Consider the following 22,768-nt stretch of genomic DNA (forward strand, 5'->3'; position numbering starts at 1 on the left):
TATTAATTTGCTTTTGACTCTTCTTCTAACTCAATTTCTATCTGATTTCTTATATCTCCCATTATTGCTCTAGGTACTGGTATATCCAACATAGTTTTAAGGCCTGGTCTAGCATTTATTATTAATGGAATAGAGTTTACTATCATTGCATAAGTACCTACCCCTCCAGGTATTTCAGGATTTATTTGTAAATCAATATTTGGTATCCCTTTTATTGATACATAGTCTCCTGTTTTAATACCTTCTGCTTCAGGTATTATCTGTTGTGGATGCTCCATTTCAATTAAAACATCTCCATTTACATATCCATATCCACATTGTCTACAACCAGCAACATTTCCAGCCAATGCCTCTCCGTACTTAGATTTTCTATCTACTGTAGTCATTATTGGTTCTTTTGTTTGTTCTATCTTATCTAGTTTCCACCCTAATCCATCAGCTATCATATTTATTGATTCTACAAATCCTACATGACCTGCTATAGTATTATTTTCTACACCTTTTATGAACTCTTCTTTTGTTACTCCAACACCTTGTTCTACCATAACAGATTTTCCAAATGGTGATAAATCATTTACCCTCTTCGCTTTTATACTATTAACTTCTTCACAAGTACCTGAAAGCGCTAATACTAGTAAATCTAGTACAAACCCTGGATTGATTCCTGTTCCAAGAATACTTACTCCATTCTCTTTTGCAACTTCATCCATTTTCTTAGCCAAGTCTGCATCATCAGCTTGTGGATATGCCATTTGTTCTGCTGTTGATATAACATTTATTTTTCTATTTAATAAGAACATTATTTTATCAAAAGCCTTTTTAGTAAATGAATCAGTTGCTAATAAAACAACATCTACACTTTTTTCTTTAAAAACTTCTTCATAATTTCCATTGATAATAACTTCTGTTCTTTCTCCTCTTTCAATTCCTAGGACATCATACATACTTTTACCTGAAGTACTTCTACTGCAAACAGATACTATTTCTATACCTTCTTTTTTTAAAATCATATTAGCCATGCCTATCCCCATAGCTCCAAATCCCCATATACCAACTCTTACTTTTCTCATATATACACCCTCCTAAAAATTTATATTCTTAATTATTAGTTAAAGCATGAATCGTGCCAACTTCAAAACAAAAATAAATATTTATTAGAACGTTGAAACTATAATTATCTTGTTATGTATTTTCATAAATAAAAAATAATATTTTTTCTGAGAAATAAAAAAAGAGCAAAAAAATTTGCTCTTTTATAATAATTTTGCGCCTTTATTTTACTTCTTTATAGGACTTTAATATTATATTTTTTTATTTTATATTGTAAATTTTGCCTATTCATACCTAAAATTGATGCAGCCTTAGTTATATTATATGATGCCTTTTCTAATGATTCATATATATACTTCTCTTCTATCTCACTGAGAACATTATTAAGTGTCTTATTCTCTAAATCATTTAAAGAATAAGTATTCCCCTCTTTATTCTCTTTAAGATTGTAATAGTCATTTAAATTAATCATGCTTGTTTCTATTTGTATCTCGTTTTCCATCATACTCATAGTACAATAAATTATGTTTTCTAATTCTCTTATGTTCCCTTGCCAGTCATAATTTTTTAAAACCCTGATAGCTTCATCTGAAATACCTACTACTTTTTTATTTAACTTTTTATTATACTTTGAAATAAATTTTTTGCATAATACAGATATATCCTCTTTTCTATCTCTAAGAGGAGGAATTTTTATATCTATTATGTTAAGCCTATAATATAAATCTTTTCTCATTTTATTCTCATTTAAAATAACTTTTGGACTTTCATTTGTTGTTGCAATAATTCTTACATCAACAGGTATATCCTTAGTCCCTCCAACTCTTCTTACATAACCTTCCTGCAAAACTCTTAGCAATTTAGCCTGTAACATAATAGGCATGGAGTTTATTTCATCTAATAATAATGTCCCTTTGTTAGCTTGCTCAAATAAACCTGGCCTGTCTATTGCCCCTGTAAATCCTCCCTTAGCAGTTCCAAATAGTATTCCTTCGAATAATGATTCTGGTAAAGCTGCACAATTTTGTGCTATAAATGGATAATTTTTTCTATTACTTCCATAGTGAATGGACTGGCTAAATAGCTCTTTGCCTGTCCCAGTTTCACCATATATAAATACTGAGGCATCAGACTTACAAGCTTTCTTAGATTTTGCTATTGCCTCTTTAATCAGATTACTTTCCCCTAAAATATCATCAAATTCATAGCCCTTTTTTTGTTTATTGTCAACTTTATTAATTAAATTTTTTTTATAGCTTCTGTTTAATAAATTTTCTATAGTTGTCATATTCTTTGATATTTCAAGTGCCCCTACAAATTCTCCTTTAATATCAATTGGTATCGTAGTATTTATTGCTGTTATTTCTTTTCCATTTTTATCTAGATATTTTTGAATATTGTCTTTAATAATTTCCCTTTTTTCCAAAACTTCTACTAGTGTACTTCTATTTATTTTCATTTTGCTGACTATATCAAAAAATGAATTAGTTAAAACATCATGTCTATTCATTTTTTCCATTTTTTGTACAGAATCATTGTAGATTATAGTTTTCCCTTCTTTATTAACAAAATGTACCCCTTCATCAATATTTTCCAATATTTCATTCATTACTTTAAAAAATATTTCTTGGTTCAACTATATCACCCCAGTACCTAAATATATAACAACCCAAAAATAAGTAAAATATTTCTATATATTTATCTTATCACATATTTATGATATTTTTTATGTCCATTATATTTTTAATTAATACTTGATGAACTACATAGTAAAGCATGAATAGTAATGGTTATATTCTTAGTATTTTCCCTTTTGTTGATATTTCCTTATTAAAAAAAATATTCTAAATATATTATTTATACTCAAATATTATCTAAAAAAGAGTATTTGTATACCTTTATTCTCGTACATATTTTTAACTTAAAATATAAACTTTATATAAAACAAGTTAAAATATACTTAATTAAAATACGTAAAAAAGAGCTATCACAGAACAAATTTAATTTACTCATGCGATAACTCGATTCTACAAACTAATATTTAATTTTCATAATATTTATTTCTAAAAAGCAGTCTCATGCCCAACATAACAGGCTATGCCATTATCTAAAAATATGTCCTGTAATTCTTCAAGATGCTCTTCATCAACATCTCCTTTATCAGAATACTCATATTCTTTACCTAATTGAATCCATTTTGACTCTCCTAGTCTATGAAATGGTAACAGATTAATTTCTACTAAATTATTTTTATGCATAAAAGATATAATATCATTTATATTTTCTATACTATCATTAAATCCTGAAATAACTGGTACTCTAAGTACTAATCTTCCACCCCAGTCAGAGTTTACAAGATTTGATATGTTTTCTAATACTAAATCATTATACACACCTGTTTGTTCCTTATGCTTTTCTCTATCCATATGTTTTATATCAATAAATGCAAAGTCGATATCCTTAAATATATTATTAAAAATTTCATTTGAAACACATGCACTCGTTTCAATAGCAGTGTGCACATTTGTTTCATGACATTTTAATAGCACTTCATGTAAAAATTCATGTTGAAGTAGTGGCTCTCCTCCACTAAATGTTACTCCTCCATTACTTCTCCAGTTATTAGAATCACGCTTAATCACCTTTACAAGTTCCTCTACAGTATATGGCTTTGCACATAATTTAAACGCATTATAATAACACGAGTTGACACATTCAAAACTCTCACAATTCTTACATATGCCCCAATCTATGACTGGCTTATTGTCAAGGTCAAAACTCAATGCACCATTTTTACATTTACCATGACATACAGTACATCCATTTTCATATTGACAAGACAACTCACTAAACATCATATGTGGTCTAACAGTCCAACTTTCAGGATTTGCACACCACTTACAACTAAGTGGACATCCATTTAAAAACACAGTTGTTCTACAACCTGGCCCATCATGAACTGAAAAGCTTTGTATATCAAAAATCATTCCTTCTAATTGTCTTTGACTATTCATTAAACACATGCCCTTCACAAGTAATTGCGTTTAATGTTGAGTATACCCAATCTTCATTCTCTAGCCCAACACATTTACCTATACCTTCATCATTAGCATCAACAAAATTTTTACAATTTTTACATTTTGGCATTACTTTTATTTCTGAACATGCTTCATCATCTAAATTAATCATTTGTTTTGATAATCTACAAATCCCTTTAGTCGCATCTACTGCGCAAAAATTCATACAATCACTATGTTTTCTCATATTTTACACCCCTTCATACTCTGTTCTAGCAATTACTTCATCTTGTATTGGTTTACCTAGTTCACACCAGTATTGAGTAAATCCAGCAACACGTACCATTAGTTGACGATAATTATCAGGATTTTTTTGTGCGTCTTTCAAAGTTTCTGAGTCCACAACATTGTATTGAATATGGAATCCACCTTTTCTCAAGTAACTTCTTGTTAAATCTAACAGTTTTTTTGTTCCTTGTTGTCCTCTAATAGTTGTAGGATGAAGTTTTAAATTCATTTGAGAATTTTGAACTACTGCTTGATCCCAAATAGTCGCAGATTCAAATAATGCATACACACCATTTTTATCTGTTCCTGCATATGCAGAAACTGAACCATCTGAATATGTTGTTCCACTTAATCTACCATCTGGGGTAGCTAAAGTAGCAGCTCCTTGTGGTCCATGTGTAGATACAGAAATTTGACAAGGATACATTTTTTTAGCATATAAAGATTGTGCTTCTTCACACACTTTTGCTAGCCATATTTCATAATTTTTAAGAATCATATCTGCATACAAATCATTGTTTCCATATTTAGGTGCATCAAGACAGGCCTTATAAATAGCATCATATTTGCCAGTCTTATCCACTTTTACTTGGTCTGCCATAGAATAATTACCAACTTCTAATGCATCTTTAAATCCAAAATTATTTAATACAGCATCCTTCATTTCTTCAACTGTAAAAGCTTTGTCATCATATACAAGTTTTTTAAGTGCAGCAAATGAGTTAACCATAGTAACAGTTCCACAAGTTTCTACATTTAATGTTGCATTATAACGATATCCCATATTTCCTATATGTTGACCTTTATCTAAACAGTCTGGTTTTAATAGAGAATTTATTATAGAAGTATCAAACTTTCTCCATATATCTAACTCAATATTATTTGCTCTCTCAATAACATTTATTGCTTGTTTATAATAGTCTTTAAATACTTCTACAACTTCTTCATAAGTATCTAATGGCTTATTATGAGGTTCAAATACTTGTATATTCATACGATGGTCTTTACCATTCATGAGAACAAGTTCTAATATTTTAGGATTAGCAATAAAGTGAACTCCAGAACCAGCAGATTGTCCTGCTCCACCTGCAATAGAATATGTCTTTCCATTTAAAGTCAGTTGTTTCCAGCATCCTGGAGATGTTTCCAGACATCCACCTAATGCAAATGCTCTAGCTTCTTCAACAGTCATTCCTTCATCAGCAAATTGCTTCATCATAAATGTTGTCCCATTTGAATTGTTTACCCATGCTGGATAACCAGAACCAAGTTTTGTACATTCAACAGCTTTCATTAAAAAATCTTCTGGAAGTTTTTCATCATATAACATAGTTAAGCTAGGCTGAGGAGTTCTACATCTCATACTTGCCTCTAATAATAATTCTTCTAATTCATTAGCTCCTGTAGAACCATCTTCTCTTAAGCCACCTATAGATAAAGTATTGAATGTATTTCCTGATAAGACTCCTCCATTTACACCTGCTGAAGCAAAACAGTCAATACAAGTGATTTTTATTCTATAAAGTTCTAATAATTCAATAACTTCTTCTTTTGTAATTAGTCCTTTTTCCATATCCTGTTCATACCAAGGATATAAAATTTGACCAAAACGACCTATAGACATACCAGATATAGCATCTTCATTTACTGATGCTATATGAATTGTATAAGTCAATTGAAGAGCTTCTCTAAATGTACGAGGTTGTTTATGTGCAATATGTTCTAATATCTCTACTAAATCTGAATATTCTTTTTTTGATTCTAAATCTGTTTCTATACTCTCTAAATATTTTGCATGTTTTGCATAGTTTAAAATCCAAGCTTGTAACCCTTCAATGACTTGAATAACAGCTTCATAAAAATATAGACGATCCATTCCGATAAGCCCATCTCCAGATGCATTTCCTGCAACTGCTTTTTTACATTCTTTTGCCATTTCTATAATTCCATCTAATCCATAATTTAAAGGATAAAAATAGTTTATAACTTCTCTACCTTGAGGAAGTGTATATCCTGAATCAAACATACATATAAGTGTACTCATTAAATTTTCTTTTAAATCATAATCTGGCATCATCTTTTCATAGTGAAATCCTAAATCTTCAACTGATTTTCCAACCCATTCCTTTGCCATTTTTACAAGAACAGGTACTTCTTCTTTTCTCATTCCAAATTTACCAGCTATTGAAACAACATTTCCAAAACTTTCAGTTACATTTCCTCCACCAGAACCAAATTTTGTAAGCTCATCTGCTGTATTACTAGCTAATTTCTTTGCTTCTTCTTTCATTTGTTCTCCCTGAGCAACAAAGAAACTTTCACTTACCCAAGGCATTGGGAAAGAACCTCTATAATGGCGTGTTTTTTGCATTACTATCTTCTCACCAGGTATTATATTTGGTGTCATATGAGAAAAAGCAGCTTTAAGAGCTTTAGCTCTTCTAACTACTGCTATATCCCCATCTGATTTTCTATATTCTCTATTGTACCAATATGGAAATTCCATATCAGCTGTAGACAATGTATTGTAATATACATTCAATAAATCATCTGCTCTTTTACTTGCTTTTTTTTCACTAAGTTCATCTAAATTTTCCTGATTTTGAAAATTTGCTTTAATATTTTTTGCTTCTAAAATACTTCTTATTTTATCTTCTTTACTTTGACTCATTTCTTCCCCTCCTTAAACTTTCTATACTTAGTATAAAACTTTTTAAGAAGGGAAAAAAAGAGTCTATTACCCACTTTCTAAAATAATCTTTCTACAAAAAAATAAAACTTAAAACATTTTAGACCATAAATTTACCTTATATCTAAATATCTAAAAACCTACTGATTTATTAAAATATAAAGATTGTCCATTGTCTTGTTTTAAGCTTTAACATATACTATATTTAATTTTATAAAAATACTTAATCAATATATTTTTAAACTTAGTTTATATTACTGGTTTATCTTAAGATTCGGAACTGCATTCAGACTCATATCATGTGTTTTATTGTTTATAAAATTATAATATCCTGCGCAACCTATCATAGCAGCATTATCTGTACATAAAATTAAAGGAGGATATTTAACTATAATTCCACTCTCTTTTGCAAGTTCTGTTATTTTAGCTCTAAGACCAGAGTTGGAAGCAACTCCACCAGAAAGAGTTATAACATCATAACCTTTATCTTTTGTCGCTTTTAATGCTTTAGTAGCTAAAACTTCAACTACTGCTTCTTGAAAAGATGCAGCAACATCTTCAACTACTATTTCTTCGTTTTTCATCCTTTTTCCATTTAAATAATTTAATACAGAAGATTTTAGACCACTAAAACTAAAGTCATAGCTATCATCTTCTAAATAAGCTCTTGGAAATTCTATAGCATGCTTATTCCCTTTTTTAGCTAAATTATCAATAATAGGTCCTCCTGGATACCCCAAATTCATAGCCCTTGAAATCTTATCAAAGGCTTCTCCAGATGCATCATCTCTAGTCTTTCCTAAAATTTCATATTTACCATAATCTTTAACTTCTACTAAGTGAGTATGACCTCCAGATACTATTAATGTTATAAAAGGAGGTTTTAAATCTTTATGCTCTATATAGTTTGCACTTAGATGTCCTTCAATATGATTTACTCCTACAAGAGGAATATCCAATGTATATGCAAGTGCTTTAGCATAAGATAATCCTACTAATAAAGCCCCTACTAGTCCTGGGCCATATGTAACTGCAATGTGGTCTATATCATTAAATCCTATATTTGCCCCATCTAAAGCTTCTTGAACAACTATATCAATATTTTCAACGTGTTTTCTTGAAGCCACCTCTGGTACTACTCCGCCAAACTTTTTATGTGTTTCTATTTGAGTAGAGATTATGTTTGAAAGTACTTCTCTACCATTTTTTAAAACTGATGCAGCTGTTTCATCACAGCTACTCTCTATAGCTAATGTTATTATATCACCCATAAACTCTACACCTCTTTTAATTGATTCCACATTATAATTGCATCTTCTTTGTTATCATTATAGTATTCTTTTCTGATTCCACCCATTTTAAATCCATATTTTCTATATAGATTTTGTGCTATTTTATTTGATGCTCTAACTTCTAATGTCATAGACGCAATATTATTATCTTTACATAAATCAACTAATCTTTTTATTAACTTATCTCCTATTTTTTTGCCTCTATAGTCACTATGAACAGCCACATTATTTATATGACCTTCATCAAGTATAAGCCAAATTCCAACATATCCAACTACTTTTCCATCTAGTTTTGCTACTATATACTTTGCTACTTCATTAGATAACTCTTTTCTAAAAGATTCTTTTGACCAATAATCTTCAAAACAATTTTTTTCCACTTCAAAAACTTCATCTATATCTTTAATAGTCATTTCTTCTATTTTTACATCATCTATTATTTGTTTTGTATTATCTTTCATTATTTATCCTCTTCATTTTTTCGTCATATTGTACTTCGGCCTGAGATTTTCTGATATACATAGGGTTTATTGTATAACAAGTATGTACATCTATATTTTTACTATATTTATTTAGTGCTACAGAACATAAGCTTCCTGCTTTAGATACATTATGAGCTGGTGAAGGTATCTTTATATTTTTTACGTTTTCTAGCTCATCCTTATATTTATAAACAGCTTCTCCAACTATTATAAATTCTTCATCACTTGATTTAATTTCCTTTAGTAAAGTTTCAAATTCTACAACATCAACACTATCTAACTCTATTAACTCTCCATCTTCAAACTTATATTTAGCTGAATACACCTGATTTTTTTGTGCATCTAATATAGAGCATATTTTTCTTTCACATAAATTCATATTACCTGCTAAAGATTCTAAAGAATTTACTGCTATTATTGGTAGATTATTTACATGGGCTATAGCTTTTACTGTAGCCATACCTATTCTAAGACCTGTAAATGAACCAGGGCCTATACATATCGCTAACAAATCCATCTCTTTTATCTTTAAATCACTCATATCCAACATATTTTCTATCATTGGCATAAGCTTTTGTGAATGAGTTTTTTTGTTATTTACTGTAAACTCACAGATTAAATTATCATCTTCAACAACTGCTACACTTGCTGCCATAGAAGATGTATCTATACCTAATATCTTCATTATTTAATCAACTCCTCAACTATACTTTTATAATAATCTCCTTTTGGAGTTAATATCATTTCTCTTCCTTCATCTTTGTACCTTAATTCTATGTTTAAATATTCTTTTGGAAGTATATCTTCTATTAAATTACCCCATTCAATTATACAGATTCCATTTGAATTTATATATTCATCATATCCAATATCATACATTTCATCACTACTACCAATTCTATAAACATCAAAATGATACAAAGGTATTTTTCCTTCATATTCGTTTATTATAGTAAAAGTTGGGCTTGTTATATAATCATTTATACCTAATGAGTCTGCTAAGCTTTGTGTCATTGTGGTCTTTCCAGCTCCTAAATCCCCCACTAAACAAATTACACTACCTTCTTTTAATAATTTACCTAATTTATATCCTATTTCTCTAGTTTTACTTTCATTTTCTAAATATATTTTTGCCATTAATTCATCTCCATCTTGATATAATCGTCGTGTGAATTTATATCACTGCTTAATTAATTATAGTATAAGCCCCAACTATTATAAAGTACTTCTATTTATCTTTTTTGTTTATCTTTCAATATTGATGATTCTATTAAAACTTATATATAATCATCAATAGCAATCCTTACATATTCTTTTGCCTTACAATTTTGTTTCAGGGCTTCTTTACATATTTCCTCTGATTGCTCTTTTACATACTTGAGAGATTTATAATTTTCTTTTACTGCTTCAATGCACATTTTTTCTGTTTGATTCTTTATATACATAAGCATCTTTCCATTTTGTCTTACAATCTCTGTACATATCTCTTCTGTATAGTTATCTATGTAATTTAGTACATCTTTAATATTGTACTTTTTATCCAAGTATCTTATAGCTCTTATACATGTTTCTTCTGTCTTATTATTAACAAATTGTAGGCTTCTTCCATCTTGTTTAACTGCTTCTAAACATATTCTTTCTGTCTGCTGATTTACATATTGTAATGCCATACCATTTTGACTTACAGCTTCAATACACATTTTTTCTGTTTGGTTTTGTACATATTTAAGTGCTTTATAGTTTCGTTTTATTGCTTCTATACATAATTCTTCACTTTGTTCTCTAACATATGCAAGACACCTGCCATCTTTTTTAATTGCTTCTAAACATATTTTTCTTGTTTGAACCTCTAAAGCTTTTAATATACTTACAACATCTATATTAGAAGAACATCTTATTGCTTTTATAATAAGTTCTTCTGTTTGATTTCTTACATACTTAAGTGCATTGCAATCTTTTTTTATTGCTTCAAGGCATATATACTCAGTTTGTTCTTTTACATATTCAAGTGCTCTATAATTGTACCTTATAGCTTCTAAACATAATTCTTCTGTTTGCTCTTTTACATACTTCAAAGCTTTATAATTCTGTCTTATAGCTAAAATACACATACCATCTGTTTGATTATTTATATTTTCTAATTCATGATAGTCATACTTCACTCTTTCCATATTTTCAATATATTCATTCGTAATATACTTTAAAGAATCTCCTAACATTTTACTATCAATGCCTATATGAATATTTTCCCAATCACTATTAAAATAATACCCTTTATCGTCTAAAAATACTTTTTTCATTTTTTTACATACTTTCATAAATCTACTCTCCTATCATCATTAAATTAGTTATTATTAAGAATTACAATTCAAAACATTATTTATTCTTAATAATAACTTTATTTTTTGTCTATTATGAATTCGCTCTGCATATTGTAGATACCTTTTTAGTATTTTAATAGTTAATCGTTTTAATTCTTCCTTTATTTTAAAAATTAAATCTGTCTAAATATTTCTTATTTTAAATACATTTTTTGATAAATTAATAAAGCCATAATGTATTTAATACATCAATCACAACATGAGACTGAAGTTATAAATAAATTATGGCTTTCCAATATATTTAATTTTAAAATTTTATATTTTCTTGTCTGATTATTTTTTTATTACATTTCCCATTTTTTTATAAAGTGGTAATGTTACTAAAGATATTATCACAGCTTTTAGTACATTAAATGGAGCTATCATCCAAATTACAAAAGTAAATAGGTCATGAATCTTAGGATTTATAGCTGAACCTAACCCTATTATAGCATCTAGTCCCATAAATTGACCATAAAGTGGTAACATTACAAAGTAATTTAACACTGAGCCAATTATAGTCATAGCTATTGTTCCTAATACAAATCCAATTAATATGCCTTTTAAATCTTTACTTTTCTTATATGAATAACAAAGTATCATTACATAAGAACCACCAATTAATATATTTGCAAACTCTCCTACTCCTCCAGTTGTTGTTGCTGTAATCGCTTGTAGTATATTTTTTACTACAACTATTCCAAATCCAACTAATGGTCCTAAAGACATCCCTCCAAATATTGCTGGAATATCTGATAAGTCAATTTTTAAGAAATCTGGAAATATACCTGGTATTGGTGCTTGAATAAACATTAGTAAATAAGATATTGCTGATAAAATTGACATTACTACTAAAGTTCTTGTTGAAATCATATTACTTCTTTTTGCTGTACTTTGCATAATTATTATCCTCCTAATAAATATATTTATATTTTTTTAGGAAAAACAAAAAACTCGAAGACCTTATCTTCGAGTTTTTATGGATATAGTTTAAACAAACTAAAATAAACTTATTTATATTCCATAAATATCTTCTCTCATCCAGACTTTACTGTCGGCTTTGGAATTTCACCAAATCAACCACATAAGTAGTTCGCGGGCTATACCGCCGGTAGGGAATCTCACCCTGCCCCGAAGATCTTCTTTGATTTTTTAATTTTCCTTACACTCTTATATTAGTTAATTTTTTAATAATTGTCAAGTTATTTTTTTTCATACACTACTTTCCCATTTATTATAGTGTAAAGTACATTACTTTGAATCTCTAGTGGAGAATTATCCCAAATTACTATATCTGCATCTTTACCAACTTCTATAGAACCTACTCTATCTTCAATTCCTAGAGTCTTAGCTGGATTTATTGTAATGGATTCTATTGCTTTTTCTTCTTTCATTCCATGCTTAACTGCTATCCCTGCACATATTGGAAGATATTGAACTGGTATTACTGGATGGTCTGTCATTATACATACATCGAGTCCTGCATTTGAAAGTATTCCAGCTGTATTAAACGTTAAATTTCTAAGTTCAAATTTAGACCTTTCTGATAATGATGGCCCTACTATTACAGGAAATCCTTCTTCCAATAGCTCCTCCACTATAAGATGGCCTTCTGTACAATGGTCTAATGTAAGCTTTAAATTAAACTCTTTTGCAATCCTTATGGCTGTGAACATATCATCAGCTCTATGGGCATGTGCTTTAAAAGGAATTTCTCCTCTTAAAACGGGTATTAAACTTTCCATTTTTATATCATATTCAGGTTTTTCACAATCTTCATCATCATGACTTTCATACAGGTCGACTTCCTCTAAATATTCTTCTGCTTTTTTAAGATTCTCTCTAAGTAATGAAGCTATTGCCATTCTAGTTTGTGGAGATTTATCATCTTGACCATAACAGCTTTTTGGATTTTCTCCAAAGGCTATTTTAGACGCTACTGGATTTTTTATTACCATTTTATCAATTCTTTTCCCATAGGTCTTTATAGCTATACATTGACCTCCCATAACATTTGCACTTCCAGGAGTTGTACATACAGAAGTTATACCACCTTCAAAAGCTTCTTTAAATGTTCTGTCCATTGGATTAATCCCATCTATAGGATTTAATTGTGGTGTTATTGGGTCAGTTTCTTCATTTCCATCTGCTCCTTCAAATCCTATACCATCTTCCCACAATCCTAAATGAGTATGGGCATCTATAAACCCTGGAAACACAAATTTACCACTTGCATCTATCACCTCTACATCTAAAGGTGCTATTAAGTCTTTTCCTATCTCTATTATTTTTCCTTGGTCTATAAGTATATCTCCCTGAATTATTCCATTTGTTATGGTATTTATATTACCATTTTTTATAAAAACCATTCATTTTCCTCCTGATTTTCAATACTATACTAACTATTTTAAATATTATCTCTTTACAGTCTCATTTCATAATTTCTTAAATTTTTTATTATGCTACTTACATTTATAATTGTTACACATAAGTATCATAACTAAACATAAATTAACCTATTTTTTCATTGATAATGCAACTCTTTTTTTATTTAAATCAATTCCAATTACCTTTACATCTACTATATCACCTACTGTAACAATACTCATAGGGTCTTTTACAAAGCTATTACTCATTTCTGATTTATGAACTAGCCCATCATTTTTTATTCCAATATCTACAAATGCTCCAAAATCTACAACATTTCTTATTGTACCTTTTAAAGACATCCCTTCTTGTATATCTTCAATTTTTAGGACATCAGTTCTAAGTATAGGCTTTATTCCTTCTTCTCTTGGGTCTCTTCCTGGTTTTTTAATCTCAGCTATGATATCTCTTAAAGTAACTTGGCCTACTTCCAATTTTTCACTTAATTCTCTCAAACCAATTTCCTTAACTTTTTCATCTATTTCTTCTATATTTTTATTTTTTACATCATCCAAAGAATATCCTATTATTTCAATCATTTTTTTGCATATATCATAACTTTCAGGATGTACACCTGTATTATCTAGAGGATTCTTTCCATCTAAGATTCTCATAAATCCAGCACATTGAGTAAATGCTTGAGGGCCAAGTCTTTTTACTTTTTTCAGTTGTACTCTTGATGTAAAGTCTCCATTTTCTTCTCTATATGCTATTATATTTTTTGCGATAACCTTACTTATTCCTGCAATATGCTCTAATAGAGAATATGATGCAGTATTTAAATCTACTCCAACACTATTTACGGAATCCTCAACAACTCCATTTAATACTTCTTCTAATCTCTTCTTATTTAAGTCATGTTGATATTGGCCTACACCTATACTCTTAGGGTCTATTTTCACAAGTTCTGCTAAGGGGTCTTGTAGTCTTCTCGCTATAGATATAGCTCCTCTTATTGATACATTTATATCTGGATGTTCTTCATTTGCGAGTTCAGATGCTGAGTAAACTGATGCACCAGCTTCGCTGACTATAACATATTGAACGTCTCTATCTATCTCTTTTATCATTTCTGACACAAATGTTTCTGACTCTCTTGATGCTGTCCCATTTCCTATTGAAATTATGTCTATATTATATTTTTCAATTAATTCTTTTAAAGTCTTCTTTGCCCCTTCTACATTATTTTGAGGGTCTGTTGGATATACTGTTGTATAGTCCAATAATTTACCATTTTTATCTACAACCGCTATTTTGCAACCAGTTCTAAATGCAGGGTCAAATCCCATAACTACTTTATCTTTAACTGGTGGTTGAAGTAATAAACTTTTAACATTTTTTCCAAATACACTTATAGCCCTTTCTTGAGCTATTTCTGTCAGATGATTTCTTATTTCTCTTTCTATCGATGGGAAAATTAATCTTTTATATGAATCTTCTATTGAATTTACAATTTCATCTTTATTCTTAAAGTTTTTATCATTTACATATTCATTTACTATATAATTTAAAACTTTATCATTATTTATTTCTAATTTGACTTTTAAAAAATTCTCTTTTTCTCCTCTATTTATTGCTAAAACTCTATGTGGAGCCATACTTTTCACTGCTTCACTATAATCATAATACATATCATAAACTGATTTCTCATCAGTAGAACTTTTACTAACTATCATTCCTTCTCTTAAAGCAAGCTCTCTTATGTATTTTCTAATCTTCGCATCATCTGAAACTGTTTCTGCAATTATATCTCTTGCACCTTTTAAGGCATCCTCAACAGAAGTTACTTCTTTTTCTTCATTTATATAACTCTTCGCCTCTAAATCTATATTATCTAGATTACTCTCTAGTATTGATACTGCTAGATTTTCTAACCCTTTTTCTTTTGCTATTGTTGCTCTAGTTCTTTTCTTTTGTTTATATGGAGCATATATATCTTCTACTTCTTGTAGTGTTTTTGCTTTTTCTATATTTTGTGTTATCTCATCTGTTAATTTTCCTTGTTCATCTATTAATCTAACTACATCATCTTTTCTACTTTGAAGGTTTCTTAGATACATCAATTTTTCATAGAATTCCCTTAATGTGACATCACTCATCTCACCAGTCATTTCTTTTCTGTATCTAGCTATAAATGGTATTGTATTTCCTTCATCAATAAGCTTTAGCGTATTATTTATTTGTTCATCTTTGAGATTAAATTCATTTTTTAAGATTTGATTTATATCCAATTTTTTTCACTCCTAATGTTAGTTTTTTCATAAGTATAACAAACAGAACGAAGGCTGAGGGTTGTAGTCCTCAGCCTAAGTGCTGTAAAGTGCATAGTAAGCACTAACCTTCTTATATATCTATCTTAATTACTGTACATTGTTTATTAAACTGTCTTATTCATTTTTAAGTATTCGTTGATAAACAAGTCTATATTCCCATTCATCACACTATCTACATTTCCAAACTCAGCATTTGTCCTATGGTCTTTGACTAACTTATATGGTTGGAAAACATAGGACCTAATTTGGCTACCCCACGTTATTTGTGAGTATTTGCCTTGTATATCTTCTATTTTTTCCTTTTGCTCTAATTCTTTTAACTCTATCAATTTTGCCATCAAAAGTCTCATAGCTCTATCTTTATTTAAATGTTGAGACCTTTCATTTTGACACTGAACCACTACACCAGTAGGAATATGTGTTATTCTAACAGCTGAATCAGTTGTGTTTACATGTTGTCCTCCAGCACCAGACGCTCTATATGTGTCTATCTTCAAATCTGATGAATTAATTTCTACTTCTATATTTTCATCTAACTCTGGTGTTACATCTATAGAAGCAAATGAAGTATGTCTCTTTCCTGATGGGTCAAATGGAGATATTCTTACCAATCTATGAACCCCTTTTTCACTTTTTAAATATCCATAAGTGTTGGTTCCTTCTACAAGAATTGTAGCTGTCTTTATTCCCGCTTCAGGGTCTGATATTATATCTAAAAGCTTAACTTTATAACCCTTACCTTCTGCCCATCTTATATACATTCTTAAAAGCATCTGAGCCCAATCTTGAGCATCTAGACCCCCAGTTCCAGCATTTATAGATAATATAGCATTATTTTTATCATACTCGCCATTTAAAAGAGTTTTTATTTTCATCTCAGATAATTTTTCTTCTATTGATTCTATAGACATTTCTATATCCTTTTCAACAGAATCATCCTCTTCTTCTAGGCCTATTTCAATCAATACTTCTACATCTTCTAATAAGTTTTTTAGACTTTCATATTCATCTATAGTTTCTTTTAAAGCTTTGTTTTCTTGAAGTACTTTTTGCGCTACTTCATTGTCATTCCAAAAATCTTGTTTATTTATCTTCTCTTCATTAATTTTTATCTTTTCCATCAATGAAGCTACGTCAAAGAGAAACCCTCAATTCTTCTAAATTTGAAGCTATTTGCTCCACACTATGTCTATACTCTTGTATCTTTAACATTTAATCCTCCAAAACTATCTTCCACAACAGTTTTTATATTTCTTACCACTTCCACAAGGACATAAATCATTTCTTCCAACTTTTTCATCTTTTTTAATAGTTTTGCTTGTTGGAAGAGTTCCATCTGAGGGAGAAGTTAGATTTTCAACATCTACAACTGCTTTTCTTTCTACTGGAGCCTCTATTGTTATATTAAATAAATATCTTACAGTATCTTCTTTAATATGTTTATTCATCTCATCAAACATATCAAAACCTTCCATTTTATAAGCAATAACTGGGTCTTGTTGACCTACAGCACGAAGCCCTATACCTTGACGTAATTGATCCATTGCATCTATATGGTCTATCCAATGATTATCAACAGCTTGAAGTAAGATAACTCTCTCAACTTCTCTCATTCTTTCATAACCTATTTGTTCTTCTTTTGCAGTATATATCTTCATAGCTATTTCATAAACTTTTTCTGTTATTTCAACTGGATTAAGCTTTTCTATCTCTGGGATTTCTATACTACCTTTTGGTAAGAACAGATTATACATATGTTCCTTAAATCCTTCTTCATCAAATCCTTTATCTTGTGTATAAAGAGTCACTGATTCTTCTATTATAGAATGAGTCATTGATTGTACTTGCTCTTGTAAATCTTCACCTTCTAATACACGTTTTCTCTCTGCATATATTATTTCTCTTTGCTTATTCATAACATCATCATATTGAAGTACATGTTTTCTTATTCCAAAGTTTTTACCTTCGACTTTCTTTTGTGCACCTTCAATAGACTTAGATAATATTCTATGTTCTATAGGCATGTCTTCTTCAAGACCTATTTTATTTACGATTCCAGATATTCTATCGCTTCCAAACAATCTCATAAGGTCATCATCAAGACCTATATAAAATCTTGAGCTACCTGGGTCACCTTGACGACCAGCACGACCTCTTAACTGGTTATCTATTCTTCGAGATTCATGTCTTTCTGTACCAATTATAGCAAGTCCACCTGCTTCTACTACTTGTTTTTGTTCGTCTTCTGTTTGTTGCTTAAATTGTTTATATAATCTTTCGTACTCTGCTCTAGCTTCAAATAAAATTTCATTTCCTGCCACAGGTATTCCTTCTATTGGAGTATCAACTCTATTTACTACATCTTCTTTAAATCCATTTCTTCTCATTTCTCTCTTAGTTAAGAAATCTGGATTCCCACCTAAAACTATATCAGTACCACGACCAGCCATGTTAGTAGCTATTGTAACAGCTCCAAGTCTACCTGCTTGAGCTATTATTTCTGCTTCTTTATCATGGTGTTTAGCATTTAATACTTCATGTCTAATACCTTTTTTCTTTAATATTTGTGATAGTAGTTCTGACTTTTCTATCGAAACTGTACCTACAAGTATTGGTTGATTAACTTTATGTCTTTCAATTATTTCTTCAGCTACAGCATTAAATTTACCTATCTCACTTTTATATACACAATCTGGCAAGTCTTCTCTTACCATAAGCTTATTAGTAGGCACTTGGAAGACATCCATTTTATATATTGCTTTAAACTCTTCTTCTTCTGTTTTTGCTGTACCAGTCATACCTGAAAGTTTTTTATACATTCTAAAGTAATTTTGGAATGTTACAGTAGCTAGTGTTTTAGATTCTCTCTGTATTTTAAGACCTTCTTTTGCTTCTATTGCTTGATGCAAGCCTTCTGAATATCTTCTACCAAACATAAGTCTACCAGTAAACTCATCAACTATTACTATTTCTCCATCTTTAGCAACATAATCAACATCTTTTTTCATTATTACATGTGCCCTTAAAGCCTGATTTATATGGTGATATAACTCTGTATGAGATATATCTGTTATATTATCAACATTAAAATATACTTCTGCTTTTTGTATACCTGATGCTGTTAGAGATACAGCCTTATCTTTTTCTTCTAATTCATAGTCATCAGGTTTTAAAGTTAACACAAATGTATTTGCATCTGAATATAGGTGAGTTGATTTATCTCCAGGCCCAGATATAATAAGTGGTGTTCTAGCCTCATCTATAAGTATAGAGTCGACCTCATCCACTATCGCATAATTTAATCCTCTTTGAACTCTTTGCTCTTTGTGTATTACCATATTGTCTTTTAAGTAGTCAAATCCATATTCATTATTTGTACCATAAGTTATATCACAATCATATTGTTCTTTTCTAACTTTTGGATTTTGACCATGTACAATAACACCTACACTCATTCCTAAAAACTCATAAACTTTTGCCATTTGGTCTCTATCACGTTTTGCAAGATAATCATTTACCGTTACAACATGTACACCTTTTCCAGTAAGAGCATTCAAATAAACAGGAGCAGTTGCAACCAAAGTTTTACCTTCACCTGTTTTCATCTCAGCTATTCTTCCTTGATGTAATACTATACCTCCAATCATTTGAACTCTGTAGTGTCTAAGACCTAATACTCTTTTAGAAGTCTCTCTGACTACTGCAAATGCTTCTGGAAGTATATCATCTATACTTTCTCCATTTTCTAATCTTTCTTTAAATGTATTTGTCATATTTTTAAGTTCCGAGTCTGCCATAGATTCAAATTTAGGTTCTAATGAATCTATTATATCAACAGTCTTATTGAACTTTTTCAATTCTTTTTTATCTGCCATGTTGAATAAACTATCCATAAAGCTCATATTTTACATCTCTCCTCGTTCTTTATTGTACTATTATTCATTTTACCATAAAAACTATACTTTTAATATTAATTTAAAAAGCTATCGATAAATAATTTATCGATAGCTAATATGATTAAATCTAAATTGCTTTATTCATGTTCTATTATACCATATCCGCCATTATGACGTTTATAAACTACAGCTATTTCATCTGAATCTATATTCTTGAACATATAGAAATCATGTCCTACTAATTCCATTTGTAATACAGCTTCTTCTTCGCTCATTGGCTTAACACTAAATTTCTTACGTCTTTGAATTACTATATCTTGATTTTCATCTTCATAATCTTCTTGTTCATCTGCTAGATTTATCTCTGCATCTTGGAATCTTATACTCTTATTGTCTTGATGCTTATCTTGTAATCTCTTTTTATATTTTTTTAATTGTTTGCTTAATTTATCATATACAACATCTATAGCTGTGTATAAATTCTCCTGCATATCTTCTGCTCTAATTATAGGACCATTTACAGTAGCTATTGTTACTTCTATTTTTTGTCTTGTTTTTTTAGCACTTACTGTAACCTTTACATCAGTGTCTGGATGAATGTAATTATCTAACTTACTTAACTTGCTTTCGATTTTATTTTTTATTGCATCAGTTAATTCGATTTGTTTTCCAGATATAATTATGTTCATAAGTACATCTCCCTTCAATTATGCCAGTATAAGAAAATTTATACTTAATAATATATTCTACACGAAATCTCATAATCCTTCTTTTATTATTAACTTTTGTGATTTTTTCTATTCAATTGATAGAATTATTTTTCATTTTTAATCACCTTAATGCTTATGTGGATTAATATTATAACAATACCCTGTGGATAATGTGGATAAAACTGTTAATAACTCTTGTTCCTGTGTATTTAAAGCTATTTTTATTATCCTTTCTATCCACAAATATCTCCAATAATTGTTTATTAATATGTGAATTCATGTCATAAAGTGGTAATTTTAGGAAATTATATGTATTATATGTTACTTAACTTTTATAAATTTTTCATAGTTATCCACCTTCTAAAACCTCCATGTTTCATTTTTTCTTTCACTATTTAGTTTAACTTCAAAATTATCTAAAAGTAGTAAAGCATCATAACAATAATTTCTTAATCAATACTCATAATATTCATATACCCAAACTACAATTGACTAACACTCTTTATTTAATCTAATAAGTTATATAAATTATATATGTTTATATTATTTCGAAATTATATCCACTAATTGTTTTAGCTTTTGTCTGTCTATATCTTCAAATGGATTTTTATCTATTCTAACAGCTGTACCAAAATGAAAATTATTTGCCTTAGTTACTCCCTTTATTTCAACTATATTATTAAAATTAAGACCTCCACCTAAAAGAATTTTTATATTATTAGAGTTAAGCATCATATCTTTTATAATTTTTATATTCTCTCTTATACTTCCCTTTCCCCCTGACGTTAATATATTTGTAATTCTGTCATAATTCTTTAAAAGATTAACACTTTCTATTGTATTTGATTCATCTATTGCTCTATGAAATGTAACATCAAGATTATCGCAATATTGCAACAAAAAATTTAAATTTTCTTCATCTATATTATTATTCTTGTCTAACATTCCAAATACAACTCCATTAGCTCCAATCTTTTTGACTGTATTTATATCTTTTAACATTATATTTATGTCTTCTTTACTATATACAAAGCTTTTAGCATGTGGTCTTATCATTACGTTCACAGGTATCTTTACACTGTTAACAACACTTTCTATAAGTCCAAAACTTGGTGTTAGCCCTCCTTCAGTTAAAGCACTAACTAATTCTATTCTATCTGCGCCACAATCTTCTATAATCTTAGCGTCTTCTACTGTCATTCCTATTATCTCTAGCATAACTACTCCTTTGCTAATTCATATATTGCATTTGAAAATATCTTTGCATTTAAGATTATATCATCTATATCCATATATTCGTCAGGATTATGTGCTATTCCTTTTTGTCCTGGAAACGAAGGTCCAAATGGAACTATATTTGGCATTACTTTTGCATATGTACCTCCATTAGTTGTTACTGGAGTACCATCTAATGATGTTACTCTTTCATAAGCTATTTGAAGTTTTTTAACAAGCTTACTATCCTTATCAAAATATACAGGGTTAAAATTAGAAATTACTTCTATCTCTGTATCATTGGGAAAATTAGATTTTATTTCATCTAAGACATCTTCTAGTTTATAACTAAATTCATATTTTACCTTTATCTCAAGTATTATGTAACTATTCTCTTTATGTAACTCTTTATTTGTGACAATCACCTTTTCAGACATATTTTCTATAAAGCTTAAAAATGTATCTTCCTTATAGTTACAGTTATTTTTGATTATAATTTTCGCCATACCTTTTTCACCATATACAACAGGATATTTGCAATCTGGTGTGAACCCCATTATAGGAGGTTTTTCATTTTTTAAATAATATGGTATATCTTTAAATCCACTTTCTTCATTTGTGCCAAAAATTATCCTAACTTTTTTATCTAACTTTAAACCTAATTCCTTAATAACATATAATCCATATAAAGCACACATTATAGGTCCTTTATTATCTAATACCCCTCTACCATAGATTTTTCCATTATATATTTCTCCTCCATAAGGTTGATATATCCAATTTTCCCCTTCATGTACTACATCTACGTGGCCAATTACACAGATATAATCTTCGCTATCTCCATATTCTGCATAACCAATATAATTGTCTAAGTTTCTAACTTTAAAGCCTAATTTTCTTGAAATTTCTAGTGCTTTATTGAGTGCTTTTCCTACCTTTTCGCCAAAAGGGAAGTCATTTTCTGACTCCCCTTTAACGCTAGGTATTTTTACAATATCTACAATATCACTTAATAAATGTTCTTTTATCTCGTCTACTTTATTGTTTATAATATTCATAAAAATCTCCT

The 22,768-nt window shown here is 29.4% G+C and carries 18 protein-coding genes and 1 riboswitch; all 18 genes read right to left on the reverse strand.

The window, feature by feature from the left end; all coding sequences use genetic code 11:
- Positions 1–2: 2 nt before the first annotated feature.
- Complete coding sequence (ord, locus tag IC214_RS18035) at positions 3–1,070, reverse strand: 2,4-diaminopentanoate dehydrogenase (RefSeq protein ID WP_227434573.1); 1,068 nt, start codon at positions 1,068–1,070, stop codon at positions 3–5.
- Positions 1,071–1,285: 215 nt separating this feature from the next.
- Positions 1,286–2,686 carry a sigma 54-interacting transcriptional regulator gene (locus tag IC214_RS18040; protein WP_285894659.1) on the reverse strand — a complete coding sequence of 467 codons (1,401 nt, stop codon included), beginning with the start codon at positions 2,684–2,686 and terminating at the stop codon, positions 1,286–1,288.
- A 427-nt stretch (positions 2,687–3,113) separates the two neighbouring features.
- Positions 3,114–4,064, reverse strand: a complete 951-nt coding sequence (hpdA, locus tag IC214_RS18045) for a 4-hydroxyphenylacetate decarboxylase activase (RefSeq protein WP_227434572.1) — start codon at positions 4,062–4,064, stop codon at positions 3,114–3,116.
- On the reverse strand, positions 4,057–4,314 hold the full coding sequence (hpdC, locus tag IC214_RS18050) for a 4-hydroxyphenylacetate decarboxylase small subunit (protein ID WP_227434571.1): 258 nt from the start codon (positions 4,312–4,314) through the stop codon (positions 4,057–4,059). Before hpdC ends, hpdA begins: the two co-directional genes overlap by 8 nt.
- Positions 4,315–4,317: 3 nt before the next feature.
- Positions 4,318–7,026: a 4-hydroxyphenylacetate decarboxylase large subunit gene (gene hpdB / locus IC214_RS18055; RefSeq protein WP_227866864.1), complete on the reverse strand. Its 2,709-nt coding sequence runs from the start codon at positions 7,024–7,026 to the stop codon at positions 4,318–4,320.
- A gap of 272 nt (positions 7,027–7,298) precedes the next feature.
- Positions 7,299–8,315, reverse strand: coding sequence for a tRNA (adenosine(37)-N6)-threonylcarbamoyltransferase complex transferase subunit TsaD (gene tsaD, locus IC214_RS18060; protein WP_227434569.1), 1,017 nt, complete (start codon positions 8,313–8,315; stop codon positions 7,299–7,301).
- A gap of 5 nt (positions 8,316–8,320) precedes the next feature.
- Positions 8,321–8,797: a ribosomal protein S18-alanine N-acetyltransferase gene (gene rimI / locus IC214_RS18065; protein ID WP_227824877.1), complete on the reverse strand. Its 477-nt coding sequence runs from the start codon at positions 8,795–8,797 to the stop codon at positions 8,321–8,323.
- Entirely contained in the window at positions 8,787–9,503 is a 717-nt protein-coding gene (tsaB, locus tag IC214_RS18070) for a tRNA (adenosine(37)-N6)-threonylcarbamoyltransferase complex dimerization subunit type 1 TsaB (RefSeq protein ID WP_227866865.1), read from the reverse strand. Before tsaB ends, rimI begins: the two co-directional genes overlap by 11 nt.
- Positions 9,503–9,955 carry a tRNA (adenosine(37)-N6)-threonylcarbamoyltransferase complex ATPase subunit type 1 TsaE gene (gene tsaE / locus IC214_RS18075; protein WP_227434566.1) on the reverse strand — a complete coding sequence of 151 codons (453 nt, stop codon included), beginning with the start codon at positions 9,953–9,955 and terminating at the stop codon, positions 9,503–9,505. The genes tsaB and tsaE overlap by 1 nt, the downstream gene beginning before the upstream one ends.
- Positions 9,956–10,095: 140 nt before the next feature.
- A complete protein-coding gene (locus IC214_RS18080) occupies positions 10,096–11,136 on the reverse strand; it encodes a DUF4116 domain-containing protein (protein ID WP_227434565.1) in 1,041 nt (346 codons plus the stop codon).
- Positions 11,137–11,472: 336 nt separating this feature from the next.
- Positions 11,473–12,078: an ECF transporter S component gene (locus tag IC214_RS18085; RefSeq protein WP_227434564.1), complete on the reverse strand. Its 606-nt coding sequence runs from the start codon at positions 12,076–12,078 to the stop codon at positions 11,473–11,475.
- Between the two features lie 125 nt (positions 12,079–12,203).
- A riboswitch (FMN riboswitch) is annotated at positions 12,204–12,321 on the reverse strand.
- Between the two features lie 59 nt (positions 12,322–12,380).
- Positions 12,381–13,547: an amidohydrolase gene (locus IC214_RS18090; protein ID WP_227824879.1), complete on the reverse strand. Its 1,167-nt coding sequence runs from the start codon at positions 13,545–13,547 to the stop codon at positions 12,381–12,383.
- A gap of 147 nt (positions 13,548–13,694) precedes the next feature.
- On the reverse strand, positions 13,695–15,836 hold the full coding sequence (locus IC214_RS18095; protein WP_227846092.1) for a Tex family protein: 2,142 nt from the start codon (positions 15,834–15,836) through the stop codon (positions 13,695–13,697).
- 146 nt (positions 15,837–15,982) lie between these two features.
- Positions 15,983–17,090, reverse strand: a protein-coding gene (gene prfB / locus IC214_RS18100) for a peptide chain release factor 2 (RefSeq protein WP_227434561.1) whose coding sequence is annotated in 2 segments (ribosomal slippage) — positions 15,983–17,014 and positions 17,016–17,090 — 1,107 coding nt in all. Because the reading frame shifts where the segments join, the coding sequence is not laid out codon by codon here.
- A gap of 14 nt (positions 17,091–17,104) precedes the next feature.
- The gene (gene secA / locus IC214_RS18105; protein ID WP_227831452.1) at positions 17,105–19,780 is read right to left on the reverse strand and encodes a preprotein translocase subunit SecA; all 2,676 of its coding nucleotides are present in this window, start codon (positions 19,778–19,780) and stop codon (positions 17,105–17,107) included.
- 131 nt (positions 19,781–19,911) lie between these two features.
- The gene (hpf, locus tag IC214_RS18110) at positions 19,912–20,463 is read right to left on the reverse strand and encodes a ribosome hibernation-promoting factor, HPF/YfiA family (RefSeq protein WP_227434559.1); all 552 of its coding nucleotides are present in this window, start codon (positions 20,461–20,463) and stop codon (positions 19,912–19,914) included.
- Positions 20,464–21,027: 564 nt separating this feature from the next.
- Entirely contained in the window at positions 21,028–21,702 is a 675-nt protein-coding gene (locus IC214_RS18115) for a copper homeostasis protein CutC (RefSeq protein ID WP_227434558.1), read from the reverse strand.
- A 2-nt stretch (positions 21,703–21,704) separates the two neighbouring features.
- Positions 21,705–22,757, reverse strand: coding sequence for a Sapep family Mn(2+)-dependent dipeptidase (locus tag IC214_RS18120; RefSeq protein WP_227866866.1), 1,053 nt, complete (start codon positions 22,755–22,757; stop codon positions 21,705–21,707).
- Positions 22,758–22,768: the final 11 nt, after the last annotated feature.

Source organism: Clostridioides sp. ES-S-0190-01, assembly GCF_020658275.1.
Taxonomy (GTDB): domain Bacteria; phylum Bacillota; class Clostridia; order Peptostreptococcales; family Peptostreptococcaceae; genus Clostridioides.

What these genes read in the sequence shown, in the direction of transcription:
- IC214_RS18120 (WP_227866866.1), bottom strand. Translation starts at nt 22,757, where the DNA reads ATGAATATTATAAACAATAAAGTAGACGAGATAAAAGAACATTTATTA.
- secA (WP_227831452.1), bottom strand. Translation starts at nt 19,780, where the DNA reads ATGAGCTTTATGGATAGTTTATTCAACATGGCAGATAAAAAAGAATTG.
- tsaE (WP_227434566.1), bottom strand. Translation starts at nt 9,955, where the DNA reads ATGGCAAAAATATATTTAGAAAATGAAAGTAAAACTAGAGAAATAGGA.
- rimI (WP_227824877.1), bottom strand. Translation starts at nt 8,797, where the DNA reads ATGAAAGATAATACAAAACAAATAATAGATGATGTAAAAATAGAAGAA.
- tsaD (WP_227434569.1), bottom strand. Translation starts at nt 8,315, where the DNA reads ATGGGTGATATAATAACATTAGCTATAGAGAGTAGCTGTGATGAAACA.
- hpf (WP_227434559.1), bottom strand. Translation starts at nt 20,463, where the DNA reads ATGAACATAATTATATCTGGAAAACAAATCGAATTAACTGATGCAATA.
- tsaB (WP_227866865.1), bottom strand. Translation starts at nt 9,503, where the DNA reads ATGAAGATATTAGGTATAGATACATCTTCTATGGCAGCAAGTGTAGCA.
- IC214_RS18085 (WP_227434564.1), bottom strand. Translation starts at nt 12,078, where the DNA reads ATGCAAAGTACAGCAAAAAGAAGTAATATGATTTCAACAAGAACTTTA.
- hpdB (WP_227866864.1), bottom strand. Translation starts at nt 7,026, where the DNA reads ATGAGTCAAAGTAAAGAAGATAAAATAAGAAGTATTTTAGAAGCAAAA.
- IC214_RS18115 (WP_227434558.1), bottom strand. Translation starts at nt 21,702, where the DNA reads ATGCTAGAGATAATAGGAATGACAGTAGAAGACGCTAAGATTATAGAA.
- IC214_RS18090 (WP_227824879.1), bottom strand. Translation starts at nt 13,547, where the DNA reads ATGGTTTTTATAAAAAATGGTAATATAAATACCATAACAAATGGAATA.
- ord (WP_227434573.1), bottom strand. Translation starts at nt 1,070, where the DNA reads ATGAGAAAAGTAAGAGTTGGTATATGGGGATTTGGAGCTATGGGGATA.
- hpdC (WP_227434571.1), bottom strand. Translation starts at nt 4,314, where the DNA reads ATGAGAAAACATAGTGATTGTATGAATTTTTGCGCAGTAGATGCGACT.
- IC214_RS18080 (WP_227434565.1), bottom strand. Translation starts at nt 11,136, where the DNA reads ATGAAAGTATGTAAAAAAATGAAAAAAGTATTTTTAGACGATAAAGGG.
- hpdA (WP_227434572.1), bottom strand. Translation starts at nt 4,064, where the DNA reads ATGAATAGTCAAAGACAATTAGAAGGAATGATTTTTGATATACAAAGC.